This window comes from Vulcanisaeta distributa DSM 14429 (genome assembly GCF_000148385.1).
Lineage (GTDB): Archaea > Thermoproteota > Thermoprotei > Thermoproteales > Thermocladiaceae > Vulcanisaeta > Vulcanisaeta distributa.
This window is the reverse complement of record NC_014537.1, coordinates 1,196,722-1,213,096: the sequence shown is the minus strand read 5'-3', so window position 1 is coordinate 1,213,096 and position 16,375 is coordinate 1,196,722. Positions and strand designations below refer to the sequence as shown.

Here is a 16,375-nt window from a genome sequence, read left to right as displayed (position 1 = left end):
ATGATTATCGGCATTAAGGATTACTTAAATGAGGAACTGAAAATAATACTGAACAATCTGAATGAACTCTTCAATAAGGTATGGTCAACCGCCAAACTAAGGAGTTATAGTGAAGGCGATACATCAGTACTTGATGAATTATGGAAGGCCTTGGTGAATTTTGGATTGTTTGAATTCTTCAGGGACGCCAAGCCGAGGGATGCAGCAATACTGATGGAGGAGGTGAGCTCAAGGCTTCCGCCTGGTATTGTCATAACGACAATAATAGGCGCCGTAGCCACGGGTAATGAATTAGGTGATGAGAAGTATGAGGGTAAGTTGAAAATATCGATATCAAGCACCGCAAATATGGCGCCCGAGGCGCATAGGGCTGACGTCATAGTAATTGGCGATAACCTAATCTGGAAGGATGATGCCTCGGTAAAGCCGCTGAACTCCTTCGATAACTCGATGAGGTGGTGCCAAGTCAACTTTAGGAGGAGTACTAAGGTAGGTGTGAATAGAGACTTAGTAGCGCTCCTACTATCCGCAGCCATAGTTGGTACCGGTAAACCACCGCTTGAGTTATCGGTGGATTACGCAAAGAAGAGGATTGCCTTCGGTAGACCAATAGGTGCATTCCAGGCCGTGAAACATAAATTGGTGAACATGGCACTTAACATAGAGCTCGCCAGGTCACTATACCTAAGGGCTGCCGATGACTTGAAGCTAGCGCCCATGGCGTTGGACTACGCATCAAGGATTATCCCAAATACGATTAGGGACAGTATCCAGGTACATGGAGGTATAGGGTTCACCGATGAGCTCGACCTGCACCTATACCTGAGGCGTAGTGTGACGTTAAGTAAGGTCTATAGCTTCAACGTGGATGAGCTGTGGGAGTCTTACGATAAGTCGAGGGCTCGTGAAGTATGATTATTAAGACCGCTAAGTGATTCCTCAAAAGGAGTTGGTTGGTATAACGTGTTATAATGGTAATTCTTAAATTAATTCAAGATGTACACGTTGCATGGGTTCTCGTAAGGTTAAGGTTGTGAGGTATAGTGAGAGGGCGTCCTACGATAGGGATGAATTGATGAAGTTGTTAAGCAGGAATTTCATATGCCATGTGGGTTTCATCGATGGTGGTGAGCCATACGTAATACCAATGCTTTACGTAAATGATGACCAATACATCTACATGCATGGTTCGCCTGACAGTAGGTTGATTAAGATTGTGGGTAGTGGATCGCCCATAGTTATTGCTATTACGGAGGTTCACGGTATAGTCCTTGCAAGTAATTTGTGTAATAACTCGATTAATTACGAGTCGGTCATCATATACGGTAAGGGATCATTTGTTAACGACCCTAATGAGAAGCTTCGCGTCTTTCAATTAATGGTTAATAGGTTAGTACCTGGTAGACTAAACGATACTGAGTTACCATCTGTTGAGGAGTTGAACTCCGTAGCTGTTGTTAAGGTTAGGATTGAGGACTTTGCGATTAAAAGGAGGGAGGGTGGGCCTACCGTCATCAGTGATATGCATTGGGAGGGGGTGATACCGGTAATGACCGTTTATGGAATGCCAATTAGTACGAATAATAAACCAATACCGAAGTATTTAATTGACTTAGTTAAGTCGCACCAACCTACTTAAGTTTCACACGCTCAAGGAATTCATCAATTAATTGGCTCACCGTTGGTCCCTCAAGGATCTTGAGCCTCCATTTAGCCCTAACTATGGGCTTATCAATCTTAACAACATCCTCAATGTGGGCTGGGGTACCCATGATTACTACATCAGCGGGTATCCTCCTTATGGTCTCCTCTAAATCCTTAATCTGCTCTGGGGTGTAGCCCAGGCTTGGTAGTACTGGTCCCATGTGCGTGTACTTTGCGTAGGTCTCCTTTATTATGCCCACGGCGTATGGCTTTGGATCCACTATCTCAGCATTGTACTTCTTGGCAGCTATGTATCCTGCCGCGTATGGTAAACCACCATGCGTTACTGTTGGGGCGTCCTCGATGATTACGACCTTCTTACCAGCCACGGCATTTGGATTGTCTAAATAAACCTCAAGATCTGCCTGTGTTATTGATGCCCTTGGGTTTACGGCCTTAATATTACTAATTACAGTCTTAACATTCTCAGGGGTTGAGTCAGAGACCTTAGTAACTATCACAGCATCAGCAAGCCTTGTATTAACCTCGCCAGGGAAGCTACCAACCTCATGTCCCGGTCTCCTGGCGTCAGTAACTGTTATTAAGTAATCGGTATAGTAGAATGGGAAGTCGTTATTGCCACCATCCCATAGCAATACGTCAGCCATGGACTCAGCTTCATTGAGGATCATCTCATAATCAACACCAGCTAGTACAGGCACGCCAATGTCTATGTAGTGCTCGTACTCCTCCCTCTCCTCAAACGTTATCTTCATCAAATCCTGCCTAGTCCTGAAGATCTGCACCATCATGTCATCAGGGTTCATGTAAATCATTGGATGCCTAATCGCTGCAACCTTCAACCCCCTCTTAACAAGCTCAAGCGTTACCTCATGCGAGACAGTTGATTTACCAGCACCGGTCCTCGTAGCCACCACGCCAATCATGGGCTTTGAGGACTTTATCATGGTATCCCTAGGACCAAGAATACTAAAGCTTGCGCCGTTTGCTAGCACGATGCTTATTATCCTACCAACATCATTATATAGCAGGTCACTGTAGGCTAGGACAACCTCGTCAGCGCCCAAATCCCTTATTAACCGACCGAGATCCTCAAGATCCTTAAGGCCAATAAGTGGTATACCGCCTGGTTGATAAAGGTCTCCGGCACCCTTAATGTACCGCTTACCGCCAATACCGGGTATTTGAACCTGGGCGACTGCCACGACCTTATACTCTGGGTTATGCCTGAAGTACATGTTAAATACGTGGAGGTCTCGACCGCCTGCACCCAGTATTATTACCCTCCGCAATGAGGAATCACCGTTCCTTAGTACTGGATTAGTACTATTTATTATTTACCCACTGCATTATCAATTCTGTTAATGCAGGGACAACCCCGTAAACTCTCAATAATGCTTTCCGATAATGAGATCTCAGTGCCGTCATTAAACACAAACGTTATTATTGATTGGTCATTACGTACCATGATTAATTCACTCCATGGATAGAATGCGTCCATTGGCTTCACGTATATGCCCTTTTCATAGATTGCGTAATTATCAATACTCAATAATTGCGGACCCCACATGCTGGCTAACTTTCTATTTATTAACTTATTAAGGAGGATTACTAGTATAAGTAGTATGAGAATTATTATTGGCGCAAGGACGGGGCTGACGAATCGTATACCCACAACAGCGGCTATTGCCAATGACAAAAATACAGAAACCTTTATTATCAAGCCCCTCATCCTAATGCCAATCCTCATTACGATGACAACCCTACTTTCCAGTTATTAAAGATAGCTCACCAAAATAAACCTGAAATCACGCCTCAAGTCTCCTCACTAAGTAGGCCTTTTGTGGATTTGTCAATTGTAGCATGGTTAACAGTGCTGGATTTAAATCCTTTGAATCCTTAATTAATAAGCTCCTCACATAATCCAGTATCCTGGGGTCGAGTCTAACATACTCATCAACCCTATCAAGCAGGAATGGGTAACCAGTATCCGTGGTTTGCGACTCAAGATACGCCACCAACTCCTCAACACTCACCCCATCACTTGGATTAAAGACCTCAAGCTTAACCGCGGGTGCACCATTACGTGGCTTATAAAATACTACGTATATGTCACGAAGCATCTTCAAGCCAGGGTGAGTAGATCCGCTAAATACCCTCTCAAGGTTTACCAAACCCTCACTAAGTCTCCTACTCATCAAATCTCTAATGTCGTCGCACTTTCCACCCCTGCACCTTTTCCTTAACTCACAATCGCCATAGTTTATCCGAAGCCACTGGGGCAATATATCACCGTAGTTCCCAAGCACCATGTACTCGCCGTTATTTAGGACCAAGCTTGCAATAAGTTTATCATTCATTGGCAAGCACTCATTGGTTAATACCGAGAGAAACCTGGACCTAACCCTCTTAACAACACCAATAATCGGCGTCTTAGTCTTCATAGCCAATTCTAGTAGATCGCCAACCACATTCGTAACGCGAGCAAGCACGCCGCCCTCAACTGGTAAGTTATACGGTAGCGGGTGTACTGGTATTTCGCCATCAAGTATCACCAGGTCAACCCCCTTCCTACCCCTGGCCTTATCACGAAGAAGCTTAATTGCCAACTCCCTCTCCCTGACCTGAGCCCTCCTAGTAATCACCCTCTCAAATTCACTTACATCCTCAAAAACAACCTCACCAGTCATATACCTATCATATGAACCGTTAAGGTAACCCACATAGCCATAGGAGAGCACAGTCATGACACCACCAATGAGCTCAAGAGGTGGGGTCGGGTAGCTCGAATCGATTGCATAAGCATTAAAGGCCTTCGTCGATGAACCAATACCCTTAATCAAGCCTCTATCCTCAATAACCCTCCTTAACTCACGGACCAGGGTAAGTATCTGCGAATCAACACCTTCATCAAGCATTTTCTTCACATCTGATTGTATGGAAAGTAGTAATGGAGGTTCAATCCAAAACTCAATATCTCCAGGCCCATAATCACTAGGTAACATCTCAAGGCATTGATTACAGGGAGGTATATAAAGCACTAATGAGCAAGGTTTGCAGTTACTTCCTGAACCTTACCGACTTAATGCATTTTCAGTCTCTCTAACCAATGCCCTAACCTTATCAATGCAGGGCATTAAATTATTCACACTCAATTTAGCCTCATAAACCTTATACTTATAATACTTATAGCACGTAAACACTGCCCACCCATTAAACATCCAATCACTTAATCCCACAGAAAGCGTGTCCGTAGCCCTCTCGATAGGTTAAGAAATTTTAATTTTTCTCATGACTTAATTTCATAATTATCTATCAGCCTCCGGCGGGAAGTAGCCAAAACTTCCATATATGGCTGGTACATCCGCTAGCCTGTAGCCCTTTAGTGCCTCCATGAATCCTCTGAGCAGTAGCCATGATGGTGTGACCATCCTTAGCCTGTACGGCACGTTACTATGCCCGTCAGATATTAATGTAAACAGTAGTAGTCCTCTTGAGGCCTCTGTCAATGTTGTCGCCTCGCCAGCGCCTGGTGTTAATCCCACATGAGTTTTTGTTAGGAATGTCCTAATGTCCTTGGCAGCCTGCGGCCTATCCTTTGGCGGTATTCTTGAGAGTAGTTTCTCACTTATTATTGGTGTGTCTGGTATATTCTTGACGGCTTGTCTAATTATTTTAATACTCTGCCTAATCTCCTCAACCCTAACCAGGAACCTCGAGTATGAATCACCATCATCAGCCACCGGTATGTCCCACTCAAACTCATTATACACCTCGTACGGCTCAACCTTCCTAACATCATACTCAACACCTGACGCCCTAAGGAATGGGCCGACAAGACCGTACTTAATAGCCTCCTCCTTCGTTAGTACGCCAACCTCCTTAAGCCTATGTATCGTCACCGGGTTCTTAACGAATATCGACTCCATGTCCCTCATCTTCCTCTCCAGGTAATTCGTTAATTCATACACAAAGTTAAGGACCTCAGGCTTAACATCCCACCTAACGCCACCTGGCACTGTATAGCTAAGCGTCGTCCTCGTGCCAGTAATCCTTATGAAGGCCTCATTAATCACATCCCTAAGCCCGAAGGCCCACATGTACCCCGTGCTGTGACCAATGAATACTGCGAGTATTCCAGTATCGTATAGGTGTGTGGCTATCCTACTCAGCTCAGCCAGTATAACCCTAATGTACTGAGCCCTCTTGGGCACGTCTAGGTCAGCCAGCTTCTCCACCACACGTGAGTAACCGAGGTCAAAGTTTGCTGAGTCCTGAATCGTAGGTCTCTCGATGAGCGGTAATATGTGTATGTATAGCCTAGTCTCGGCAAGCTTCTCCACGCCCCTGTGGACGTAGCCCGGGTCCGGTATTGCATCAACTATGTAGTCACCCTTAAGCCTGAGTATTATCCTCATGTGTCCACTCCCTGGGTGTTGAGGACCAATGAAGACCAGGTACTCATCACTCCTGTATGCCTCCTCAACGTACTCCTTTGGTATCGGTACGAAATTCCTAACAAACTCCTCAGGCACCTCCATCCTAACGGGCAACTCTGCATACTTCTCATTACTACCCATGCCCATCACCCGGTGCTACCGCCCGTCTCCTGCTTACCTTCACTTGGTTTTTCCTGGGCAGGTTTTACCTGTGGCTGTGCGGTCTCAGCGGGCTTTGGCTGTGGGGCTTGCTGTGCAGGCTTTGGTTGGGCTGGTGCTTGGGCTGGTTTCTGCGGCGCCGCTGCCGGCTTTGGCTGTGGTGGCGCCACGGGTAGTCCAGGGAACTCCCTATCGACTATGTAGAACTCCCTAACTATTGGTACGTCCTTCCTAAGCGGGAACTTAACTGGGGTGTCTGGGTCGAGTAGGAAGTTCCTACCCATCCATGGATTACCCTCAAACCAAACACCGAAGAAGTCATACATCTCGCGCTCCATGTAATCAGCGCTCGGCCAAATATCCATTAGGCTTGGTACCCTGGGGTTATCCCTCGGTATTTCCGTCGTCAATGAAATGAGTATGGGCATTAGCTCCTTCTTGCTATAGCTCGAGACCCAGTATTCGACGTAGAACTTATTCTCGTGAGGCACATCAATAACATTAACCGACTTAACATGGTCAAAGCCGAGCTTTGACAATGATAATGCGGCGTCCCTTAACTTATTGGGCTCTGTATCAACGCATATTCTATTAATGTCTGTTACGATTATTTTCTTTGCTGACTCCTTGAGTGCGGGCATTAATTGATTATTAATTAACTCATAACCGAAGGGCCACTCCACCTTCTTCTCCTGACAAACAGGTATGTGCGGGTTGGGGGTTATCCTATGTGGTGGGTTTGGCGCCGGTTGTTTTGTTGGTGATGGTGTGAAGATCTTTGTTAGGTCTATGGTCTTTGGCTTAACGTTCGCCCTGGCCTCGCCCGTCTCTATCTTCCTTTGGACTATCTTAATCATTTGAATAACGGCCTCTGGCGTCGGTGGGCAGCCTATGGCGTATGCGTCAATCGGTATTATTTTATTAACGGGGACCGCGTGGTAGCTATTCCAGAATATACCACCCTCAGCTGCGCAGGAGCCCATTGCAATTACGTACTTTGGATCGCTCATTTGCTCCCAAACATATCTGAGGACCCTAGCCATCTTGAAGGTTATTGTACCCTCAACAAGGATTAGGTTTGTCTGCCTTGGGGCATGCCATGGCAGCGAGCCGAGCCTCTCGGCATCATAGGTTGGGTTCCAGGTGTGTGCCATCTCGACGCCGCAGCATGCCGTTACGAGGTGCACCGGCCATAGGGAATATTTCGTACCCCACTTCTTGTAGGGCTCTAATGCTTTGTCAAGTGACATTCGCGTCACCTACCGCTTGACCTTCTTATAAATTCTTTGGGATACGCCATTTTTAGTGCGTATTTATAACCGACATAGATACTTGGTAGGGTTATTACTAATATCGCCAATATTATATAAATTATTGGCAGTGCCATGACCGCCACCGATGATAGAATTAGTAATATAACTATGATCGGCTCCATACCAAGGAACATGAGTAGGAAGCCCACATACTGTATTGGGAATACGTACCTAGCCTCACCAACAGGTGGATTACCAGCCTCATACCTCTGCAACTTTGAGACATTTGGATTTCTTGCTGCGATTCTTCTTGCTACGTACATTATTGCAGCATCAGTTATAAGGGCTATCACCACGAGTACTATCAATATCGCTAACGCATCAATGAAGGCTGACATCGTGACCAGGAGTATTAGCAATGAGGCATTTTTAAGTAGTAACCTCATTCAACGCATTGCCCAAGTAACTTGTTAAGTGCCAATGTTAGTAATGCAGTACTACCCACATCCCTACCAACAACCTTAATCTGCCGTCCCAGGTTCAACTCACTCTGCATAAATGGTTGGTCAGACGCCTGTATCACGATCAATACCCTACCTTTAACCTCATTACCCATGGAATCACCCCTGGTGCTCAGGAAGTATACTGCATCTGGGTGAAGGAGCTCAACTGCATCCTTAATGTCAGGCAGTACAATCAATGTAGCCCCAGACCTGAGCACAAGCCTAAAGGCCTCAGGCACACCCTGCTGAGCCGCTGTGCCCACGGCCTTAGTGACCACTATGGTCCTTAAGCCAAAGCCAAGTGAGACCTTTACCGCATCCAGCAACTTCTGCACACTGGCTGGGTTATGGATAACAGGTATTACATTGTTAATGGCTTGTTGGCAATCCATCACGCCACAACTCAGCGCCTCCTATAAAACTATAACCCAATTAAATTATTAAAGGGCCTTACAAATTAACTCCCTGATGAGTACACCATTGGTCAGTGAACTCATGGATAACGTAGTAGTTATTGCAAAGCCCAAGGATATTATTTCTAAGGTAATTTCGGACATGAGGGATTATAAGGCTTGGGTTGTCCCGGTCATTAATGAGAACGGTAAATTAGTGGGCGTCTTGAGCTACAGGGATTTGCTTGAGCGAAGAGTTAGTCTCAGAGCAAAGGTCTCAAGCGCCATGTCACCACCGTACTCAATAAGCCAGGACTCAGACCTCGTTAAGGCAATGTCCAAGGTATTAACTCTAAGGGTTAGGGCATTGCCCGTGGTTGACTCGAGCATGAGCCTTGTCGGCATCTTAACAAGGGAGAAGATACTAAAGTACCTACTTGATAATAGAATGCTACCCCGCACATCGGTCTCATCCGTGATGTCTAAGCCGGCAATTACAATTGATGCCAATGAAGCTGTGGCGAGGGCTAAGTGGCTCATGATAAGGCATGGAATAACACGCCTCCCAGTGCTTGATTCAGGGAAGCTTTACGGCATAGTTTCAATGCGCGACATAGTCGAGCGATTATACTACGCATCAATACCACGACGCAGCAGGAGGGGTGATGTGGTTGGTACTGAGGATGACATACTCGCGGCCCCCGTGAAGGCAATAGCAACCACGCCGGCGGTCACCGTTAATGAAACCGACGATGTTTATACTGTAGTTAATTTAATGCTTGATAAGGGCATTTCCGGAATGCCCGTGATTTCAGGGGAGTCCGTGACGGGGGTTGTCTCTAGTTATGACGTGATAAGGTCCGTACTTAAACCTTATGAGGAGATACCCATTGAGGCTAAGCTCACCGAGATTGATGAGGATGTTAAGCCGTTAGTTGAGAAGGTGATTTCGAACTACATGGCTAAGATAAATAGGATGACAAACGTAATTGACGTTAAAATAAACATTAAGAAGTATGAGAAGGGAGGTGAGGAGAAGAGGAGTAAGTACTCAGTCCATATAATGCTCAAGGACAACGCAAACACGTACACAGTCAACGAGGTTGACTGGGACCCAGTAAACGCTGTTAGGTACGCCTTCGAGACCTTGATCAAGAGAATTGAAAGAGAGATAAACAGAATAAGAGACATAAAGAGGAAAGGTAGACTACGCGGAGGACCACCCAGCGAGTAATAACCAACGGGTGATGAATGCACCCTTTAATGACCGATGATTACTTCGCCAACGACTGACGCAGGGATAAACCTCAGTTCCAAATGCCATATATCGGTTCTGTACTCCATTAATTGTATTTTGCGTCCTCATTTTTCATTTCGTTATTATTTTAGCTCGTGCATGTTTGTGTTGTTTGGTTTGTTGGTATGTATGTTGTTGCTGTGCATGTCACTGTCTTCGTACCGAGTGGTGTCTGTATTATTGCCTGCCAAGTGACTACGTAACTGGTTGGTGGCGATAGAATGAACTGAGCTGCTTGGCTTAATGATATACTGCCTGTGTATGCCGTGACATTAACTGAGTGAGGCATTAGCTCAACTGGCAAGTACTCTGGTTGTAGGCTTAGTGTGACACCATTATTATACGACACGGTGATGCTTGATGAAATAATGCTTATTGCATACGGGTTTGGATTCTCAAGCCACAGGTTGAAGTAAAGAACAACACTGACCAGCGAACTCTGGCTTGAAATACCCCAACTGGCCGAAACAAACTCGGGTGGTTTGAAGGTCATGTAGGGATAGAGAAAAACGAGAAACAAGGCAATAACAACAACGACAACACCCAAAACCAAAACCAACCCACGAAAACGCATACAAAGGTTAAAGCCTAGGTCCTAAATTTAAATATTCACAGTGCCGTCATGCTTACGTAATTGCACTGTTTATAGCATTCACGAGCTTACTAACGCCCTTCCCTCCCGGCCTTACATCCTCAATAACCTCAACTCCATTATTACTTAATTTTTCCTTCACGTTATTCGGCACGGCATAGCGAACAATGAGCATCGTTTTCCTCGGCCTAAATTGCTTGACGTACGGTATAACCTGCTCATCAACGTCACTCTCCCAATCCTCGTAAGGCAACGCCTTACACTCAATCAAGAAGTCAATCCCGCCGCCCGACTTAATCAGATCATTAATGCCATTAAACTTACCCCTGGCAATAACAACGTCAGGCCTAACAGCCCTTCTACCATGCTTGGTTGGTATTACGATCTTGTTATTAGCCATGATTGATTTGAGATTTGGAAAGACATGTATCGCTGGATTTACTTGGAATTCAAGCCACATTGTGAAATCGCCATGTGGCGTATTGAGTATTGCAAAGCTAGTTTCACCACCCTGCTCAAACCAAACAGTCACTGGCATATTAATGAATGGTTCATTCGCTTCCCAACTTCTCCTTATCAAACTCCTCGTACCCAACGCCTCGGCAACCTTTGCGGCGATCCAATTCTCGTAGATTAGGGACATCGTTGTTTTAATTCCCCTAATTCTACCTGTATCACTCGGTATGCTTAATTCGGTGAAGTAGTAAATCCTTGGATTATTGAAAAATTCACTAAGTCTAGAGGCATGACCCATGAACCTCAACTCACCACCAATCAACCCCCAATAACTCCTTGCTTCATTAGCCATTATCACGAACTCACTAAATAACTCATTCAAGAGACCCCTCAACTTAGGATTTTTTATTCTGAAATTAACATCACTTAACCAATCATTTACCGCATCCTCGATAGCTTTACTCTCACACTTTGTATAGTCCACCGTATTTACGTAATTACCAAGTGGGCACCTAGTGACACTGCCATAACCACTCCTACTGAAGTGAAATATGAATATCCAGGACGGGATATTGCTCGGTATTTCATATACGTACTCATCACCATCATGCTTAACGAGTTTACCGACCTCGGAAACATGAACAAGCTCATTACCAATGAGAACGTAAACATACCCAGAACCACGGGTGCCACCTCTTCTTAACTCACTAACACGCATAAACTATCAAGGAAGAATTTGTTTAGTTTAGTAATAAAGGTATTTTGAGCCTTCTAAGAATGATCAACGTTAAGTGCTGTATTTGTGATGAATTTGTGTGAAGTTAGGCATTAACGTAGGTTAGGTGTGGTCAGTCGGTACGTGAATTCTTCATTGGTCTGTTCCGGGGGTTGTCATCACTTGGTTATGCGCTCAATGTATTACATTTAAGCCAGAGCTAAAGCTTTTATTTTACTACTTATTCCACATTGATTTCGTGATTAAGATAAGCATTGTAAAGGCCGAGGACAATTACCTGGAGGCTGTGGTGCAGGGAGAGACGTACACATTATTCGCACCATTAATTGAGTACCTGCTCAAGAGACCTGATGTTGAGTATGCAATGTATGATGTTGATCACCCACTGACCCAGAATGTTCGGTTTAGGATAAAGACTAAGGGAAGGCCGCCACTTGATGTTATTAAGGAGGCTGTGAATGAGATATTGAGGGATGTTGAGGAGTTAGAGAAGGGGTTCTTAGGTTCGCCATAGGTATGAAACACTAAGTGCACGAGGATGGTGGTCAGCTCTTGATTTACATACTTGGTGAACCACCTCAATGGTTAATTAATGTAATTAGGGAATTTGGTGAGGAGATAGTTAAGGTTAATGATTGTAATGTGCCTCCGCGTAGTATCATAATCTCAGTGGATAGCACATGCATGGTTAGGGGTTCCATTGTCCTATCATTACTGCCTTACAAAGGCGCAATACCTATCCAAAGGGGTACTGCGAGGGGCATATTATCAACCGTAATAAGCACCATGAAAAGAATTGGCAATGTGAAGAGTATTGATGAGGCATTAGCGTTATTGAATTTCGCCAGGACCAAAGTAATTAGTGCAGTTAATATGATGGAGATCATGCTTGAGTATCAAGTGGCCCCTGGAGCGGTATATACAATTGCGGTGCTTAATAATGATAAGAGTAAATGCACAGTGGCACTGGGTAGGGGTACTTCGAGGGGTACCTTGGTCCTTGAGTCGTCAATATCATGGTTGTTAAGTAATGGTAGTGATATGTATGTGGTAAGGGGTGATTTGGTGCTTGAGCTTATGGCTTTATCCATGGTCTTTGGTATTAACTTTGTTCATTCTAATCCTCCTTACTAGGTTTATGGCTGAGAGGGCTGTTGCGGCGCCATTTAGTATTAGGAATATTAGGTTCCAATTAAGTGCTGAGTATACCGTGAGTAGGGTACTACCTATTAGGTATGGAATTGTTAATCTGAGGGGTGGTACATCGCCCAGTGCAAGTACCCAGCCCACGGCAATGAATAGTAATCCGAGTATCCCCACGATTATTGTTATCAGCATCCCACGCGTTTAATTGTCTGCATTTTTAAGGTATACATTCTCGAGGTCATCGTAGTAAAAAATAAATTCCTATAGCATTCTATAATTAACAAAGATGAGGGGTCTATTGGTAACCATGCCCAGTGTTGTTAATGAGGTTAAGAAGATTATTGATGATTATTCGTCCTTCAGTATCGTTACGGAATTAAACGATGATGTTAGTGGTTACGATGTCATAGGTATTGTCGGAACCGATAAATTCATAATCATGAACCTCCATAAGTTAAACTCATGGGAAGGCCCTGTCCTCACGGTTGGTTTTGGATTAAGCTTTTTGAATTCCGTGGACATAACAAACCTGGATAAGGCATTATCAACAATAATGAGTGGCAATTATGATATTGAGGAGATACTCAGGCTTTCCGTGAATGCGAAGGGAAAGAAATTGCCAAATGCTATAAATGAGGTTGCCATTTTCCCAGCCAGGAGTGCAATAACTCTTGAGTATAGTCTATATGTGAATAATGAGTATTTATGGCATGACGTTGCTGATGGCTTAATAATATCAACACCCACGGGCTCCACCGCATACGCAATGTCGGCGGGCGGCCCATTAATACACTCGAGGGCTCAGGTCTTTGAGATAGTGCCCGTTAATAGTACGAATTTAGCCCGCGTACCCGTCATAGTGCCCAGCGATTCCATAATCACTATAAGGGACTTAATTTCCAGGTCTAGGGTTGAGGTGATAATTGATGGTAGTATCAGGACTTACGTTGGTAATGAGGTCAAGATAACGTCTGGGAAGCCACTCAAGCTCATTAGGGTTGGTGAGGTCTCGAGCGCCATTGGACGTTATGAAAAGAAAATAAGCCTGTTGGCAAACATGGACCTGCCGCCTAGCGCTAAGTTCATACTTAAGATCCTTGAGTATGAGGGTCAATTAACACAGAAGGAGATCATTGAAAAGACCATGCTTCCAAGCAGGACTGTTAGGAATGCATTGAGTATTTTGATTAGGAAGGGTTTGATTCAGAGGCAGGTCATTATTAGGGGTAATAAGGAGGTTATTGTTTATTCCCTGAAGTCTACTGGGCAATAGGTCTATGCTTTATTAATTCAATCCTTGAACACCTAATGCTCCTAATCTCACCCTTATTTGATAGGTTCGTTACGAACATAATCTTCACATGATCCTTAATATTCACGATTAACCTAGGCCACATAATTAATTGCCCATACGTTATATACCTCCTTAATTCGTACTTCGCCATACAATTATTAAATTCATGGACCAATTAAAAAGTAGTTTGTAAGGTGCAAAATCTGCATATTTTCCATAGAACAATATTATCATTATGAACCATAAATTTAATAAATTCTAAAGGTGATAGAATATTGATGGCTATTAATGATGAATCTAAGAAGGTAGGTAATGAGGAACTCATTGAGGAAGGTCAGGATTTCATAAGGAGGTTAATAGAGCCATCACCGGCCATCGTGAGAATTCACTGTTATAATTGTAATTTCGATAGTGTGAAGATACCGAATGGTGTGGAGTTTAGGTTTAGGTTATTAATGCCGTTTATGGCCGCCGTGATTAGGTATAGGCAACCAATTAAGGACTTATTGATGCTTGATTCAAAGCCCGTGATAACGGCCATTTACCAGTCAAGGGTTAAGGATAAGAAGACCGAGAGGCCTGTCGTGGTCATTTACGGGGAGATAAACCCGACGAAGAGAATATGGAGGGTATTAAGCATTTATAACCTGGTTCTCGATGATTATAAGGACTCAATAGTTAAACAATTCAATATAATAACAAGGAAGGAGATTTGGCATTACCACCAGAGTGTCTCACTGAATGGTAAGACACAGCACATAGGCATAGTCCTAGCAAATAAGGTACTACTTAGGTACTTAACGAGGTTTGGCGAGGATGGAGCATCAGTAAAGATGGTGCTCCTAACACCTGATGGCATACAAACAAGGAGACTACACGTAGACTCAGAGGAAGAAGTAACTGCAGAGGAGAAATCAATGATCGGCGATTGAATTTAAATAGTAAAATTTAAAATAATACTAAATAATAACTTAATTTATGACAAAGGGTAACCGGAAAGCCATAAAAATAATGATAATAACAATGGCAGTAATACTCACGACCATATTAATGATATATGCCTACACGCCTCGTCATGAACAGGTGCGAGTGCACGAACCATTGCCGAGAATGGCACCCGCGGCATCGCTTACGGGCGCCTTTGCCTATGTGTCTAATTTTGAGTATGTCAACGAGCCCTTAAGCTATTATGGATGGATACCCATCAGCGGACAAACACCGGTAATAGTTACCCAACCCAATTATTGGGGCGAACCTGCGCTAGAGTCCACAGCCATGAATAATGAGCCCCAGGTTGACATTGTTAATCCATCATTAATAGTTAGGGGTGATCAATTCCTATCATTCCAGGTGGCAATTTATTATGGTAGTGGTGGCAGTGGGTTCTTTGGCCTTGTGAATAGTAATTACGAGCCCGTGGCAATCATAGGTGTGGCCGACGGCTATGTTTGGGCTGGTCCAAACTTAACGGATCTCAAACCCGTGATATCCCTATCAAGTCTTTCAGGTGCGCTTTATCCACCGGGTTGGGTCTTCATAATGGTTAATGTGTTTAATGCCAGTACGCCGTATAATAAAACCGCTGGTTGGGTGATGCAGGTATTCGTGGACCAGACCGATGAACCTCCCTTTGTGATTTCCGTACCCGAGGCAGGTAATTACTACACGGCAGCCATAATCACTACCAGCGGGACTGTTTATTACACAGACATAATAGTCACGAGCCTGGAAATACCGATTTACCTACAGAAGTATAATAATATGGAGGGTTATGGACAGGGATCAGGCCTTCTCACAACGTTATTACCGCCATTCTATAATCTAACGGCCCTCGTACTACTTAAGTACTGGAACACACCGCAGGTCGGCATATTGAGTTTCCAGATAAATGCCATGAATTACTACGGAGCCACTAGGTCATCATGTGTAGGATTCTTCCAGGTAGGTGTTGACCTAGACCCGAATGGTACCATCGCCCCCTGGTACGTACCTGGTAAGAACTGCATAGCCCATTACTACTTCAACGAGACTACGATGAACCCAGCGGTGCTACCCGGCATACCAACACCAAACAATACACTACTTAAATTGATGATCTATTATAACATTACGGCTAAGGAGATAGTCTTCGAGATTTATGACTATAACACGAGCCAGCTATGGATACATGCAATACCGTATAGTGGGACGCCATTCTTTGCAACGTATACACAGCTTGAATTCCAGTATGCATACACGAAGTACCCAATATATGACTATGTGTTTAATGGGACGATGTTCGACATGCAGGTGACATTCCTAAATGGAACCACCGCAACACTACCGGCTAGTTACATGATACCGTTCGAATTAAGTGCACCACCTACCTGGGACCTAACTTACTACAACGTTAACGCCTCCGGGTATAATCAATTTGCGAAGTGATTTCGCTAATTTAAAGGGC

20 protein-coding genes are annotated in these 16,375 nt (G+C 44.3%); 8 read left to right on the top strand and 12 right to left on the bottom strand.

Annotated elements, in window-relative coordinates:
* A complete protein-coding gene (locus VDIS_RS06250) occupies positions 1 to 915 on the top strand; it encodes an acyl-CoA dehydrogenase family protein (RefSeq protein WP_013336387.1) in 915 nt (304 codons plus the stop codon).
* 94 nt (positions 916 to 1,009) lie between these two features.
* On the top strand, positions 1,010 to 1,639 hold the full coding sequence (locus VDIS_RS06245) for a pyridoxamine 5'-phosphate oxidase family protein (protein ID WP_013336386.1): 630 nt from the start codon (positions 1,010 to 1,012) through the stop codon (positions 1,637 to 1,639).
* On the opposite strand, the gene VDIS_RS06240 is transcribed toward VDIS_RS06245, so the two are convergent.
* The 8 genes from VDIS_RS06240 to VDIS_RS06210 form a co-directional block, all read right to left on the bottom strand.
* On the bottom strand, positions 1,632 to 2,957 hold the full coding sequence (locus VDIS_RS06240; protein WP_013336385.1) for a cyclic 2,3-diphosphoglycerate synthase: 1,326 nt from the start codon (positions 2,955 to 2,957) through the stop codon (positions 1,632 to 1,634). The two genes, VDIS_RS06245 and VDIS_RS06240, sit on opposite strands and share 8 nt — an antisense overlap.
* 41 nt (positions 2,958 to 2,998) lie before the next feature.
* Positions 2,999 to 3,415 (bottom strand): hypothetical protein, encoded by a 417-nt coding sequence (locus VDIS_RS06235; RefSeq protein WP_013336384.1) that lies wholly within the window; start codon positions 3,413 to 3,415, stop codon positions 2,999 to 3,001.
* A gap of 58 nt (positions 3,416 to 3,473) precedes the next feature.
* Positions 3,474 to 4,670 carry a DNA double-strand break repair nuclease NurA gene (locus VDIS_RS06230; protein WP_013336383.1) on the bottom strand — a complete coding sequence of 399 codons (1,197 nt, stop codon included), beginning with the start codon at positions 4,668 to 4,670 and terminating at the stop codon, positions 3,474 to 3,476.
* A gap of 69 nt (positions 4,671 to 4,739) precedes the next feature.
* Positions 4,740 to 4,886 carry a hypothetical protein gene (locus tag VDIS_RS12840; protein ID WP_171804847.1) on the bottom strand — a complete coding sequence of 49 codons (147 nt, stop codon included), beginning with the start codon at positions 4,884 to 4,886 and terminating at the stop codon, positions 4,740 to 4,742.
* An 87-nt stretch (positions 4,887 to 4,973) separates the two neighbouring features.
* Entirely contained in the window at positions 4,974 to 6,251 is a 1,278-nt protein-coding gene (locus VDIS_RS06225) for an NADH-quinone oxidoreductase subunit D (RefSeq protein ID WP_013336381.1), read from the bottom strand.
* A complete protein-coding gene (nuoB, locus tag VDIS_RS06220; RefSeq protein WP_013336380.1) occupies positions 6,251 to 7,513 on the bottom strand; it encodes an NADH-quinone oxidoreductase subunit NuoB in 1,263 nt (420 codons plus the stop codon). Before nuoB ends, VDIS_RS06225 begins: the two co-directional genes overlap by 1 nt.
* Before the next feature lie 5 nt (positions 7,514 to 7,518).
* On the bottom strand, positions 7,519 to 7,962 hold the full coding sequence (ndhC, locus tag VDIS_RS06215; RefSeq protein ID WP_013336379.1) for an NADH-quinone oxidoreductase subunit A: 444 nt from the start codon (positions 7,960 to 7,962) through the stop codon (positions 7,519 to 7,521).
* Positions 7,959 to 8,411: a RecB-family nuclease gene (locus VDIS_RS06210; RefSeq protein ID WP_013336378.1), complete on the bottom strand. Its 453-nt coding sequence runs from the start codon at positions 8,409 to 8,411 to the stop codon at positions 7,959 to 7,961. The genes ndhC and VDIS_RS06210 overlap by 4 nt, the downstream gene beginning before the upstream one ends.
* Before the next feature lie 76 nt (positions 8,412 to 8,487).
* On the opposite strand from VDIS_RS06210, the gene VDIS_RS06205 reads away from it, so the two are divergent.
* Complete coding sequence (locus VDIS_RS06205) at positions 8,488 to 9,645, top strand: CBS domain-containing protein (RefSeq protein WP_013336377.1); 1,158 nt, start codon at positions 8,488 to 8,490, stop codon at positions 9,643 to 9,645.
* A 151-nt stretch (positions 9,646 to 9,796) separates the two neighbouring features.
* On the opposite strand, the gene VDIS_RS06200 is transcribed toward VDIS_RS06205, so the two are convergent.
* The gene (locus VDIS_RS06200) at positions 9,797 to 10,282 is read right to left on the bottom strand and encodes a hypothetical protein (RefSeq protein ID WP_013336376.1); all 486 of its coding nucleotides are present in this window, start codon (positions 10,280 to 10,282) and stop codon (positions 9,797 to 9,799) included.
* Positions 10,283 to 10,334: 52 nt separating this feature from the next.
* Positions 10,335 to 11,474, bottom strand: a complete 1,140-nt coding sequence (locus VDIS_RS06195) for a hypothetical protein (protein WP_013336375.1) — start codon at positions 11,472 to 11,474, stop codon at positions 10,335 to 10,337.
* Positions 11,475 to 11,730: 256 nt separating this feature from the next.
* Here VDIS_RS06195 and VDIS_RS06190 point away from each other — a divergent pair, with 256 nt between their 5' ends.
* A complete protein-coding gene (locus VDIS_RS06190; protein ID WP_013336374.1) occupies positions 11,731 to 12,006 on the top strand; it encodes an RpoL/Rpb11 RNA polymerase subunit family protein in 276 nt (91 codons plus the stop codon).
* A 38-nt stretch (positions 12,007 to 12,044) separates the two neighbouring features.
* Positions 12,045 to 12,626, top strand: coding sequence for a hypothetical protein (locus VDIS_RS06185; RefSeq protein WP_148678266.1), 582 nt, complete (start codon positions 12,045 to 12,047; stop codon positions 12,624 to 12,626).
* Here VDIS_RS06185 and VDIS_RS06180 read toward each other — a convergent pair.
* Complete coding sequence (locus VDIS_RS06180; RefSeq protein ID WP_013336372.1) at positions 12,576 to 12,830, bottom strand: hypothetical protein; 255 nt, start codon at positions 12,828 to 12,830, stop codon at positions 12,576 to 12,578. The two genes, VDIS_RS06185 and VDIS_RS06180, sit on opposite strands and share 51 nt — an antisense overlap.
* Before the next feature lie 94 nt (positions 12,831 to 12,924).
* On the opposite strand from VDIS_RS06180, the gene VDIS_RS06175 reads away from it, so the two are divergent.
* Entirely contained in the window at positions 12,925 to 13,911 is a 987-nt protein-coding gene (locus VDIS_RS06175; RefSeq protein ID WP_013336371.1) for a winged helix-turn-helix transcriptional regulator, read from the top strand.
* Here the strand turns inward: VDIS_RS06175 and VDIS_RS06170 are convergent.
* Positions 13,898 to 14,083, bottom strand: a complete 186-nt coding sequence (locus VDIS_RS06170) for a hypothetical protein (protein WP_013336370.1) — start codon at positions 14,081 to 14,083, stop codon at positions 13,898 to 13,900. The two genes, VDIS_RS06175 and VDIS_RS06170, sit on opposite strands and share 14 nt — an antisense overlap.
* Before the next feature lie 127 nt (positions 14,084 to 14,210).
* Here VDIS_RS06170 and VDIS_RS06165 point away from each other — a divergent pair, with 127 nt between their 5' ends.
* Together VDIS_RS06165 and VDIS_RS06160 are read left to right on the top strand one after the other, a co-directional pair.
* On the top strand, positions 14,211 to 14,864 hold the full coding sequence (locus VDIS_RS06165) for a hypothetical protein (RefSeq protein WP_013336369.1): 654 nt from the start codon (positions 14,211 to 14,213) through the stop codon (positions 14,862 to 14,864).
* A gap of 46 nt (positions 14,865 to 14,910) precedes the next feature.
* A complete protein-coding gene (locus VDIS_RS06160) occupies positions 14,911 to 16,356 on the top strand; it encodes a hypothetical protein (RefSeq protein WP_013336368.1) in 1,446 nt (481 codons plus the stop codon).
* The last annotated feature ends 19 nt before the right edge of the window (positions 16,357 to 16,375 follow it).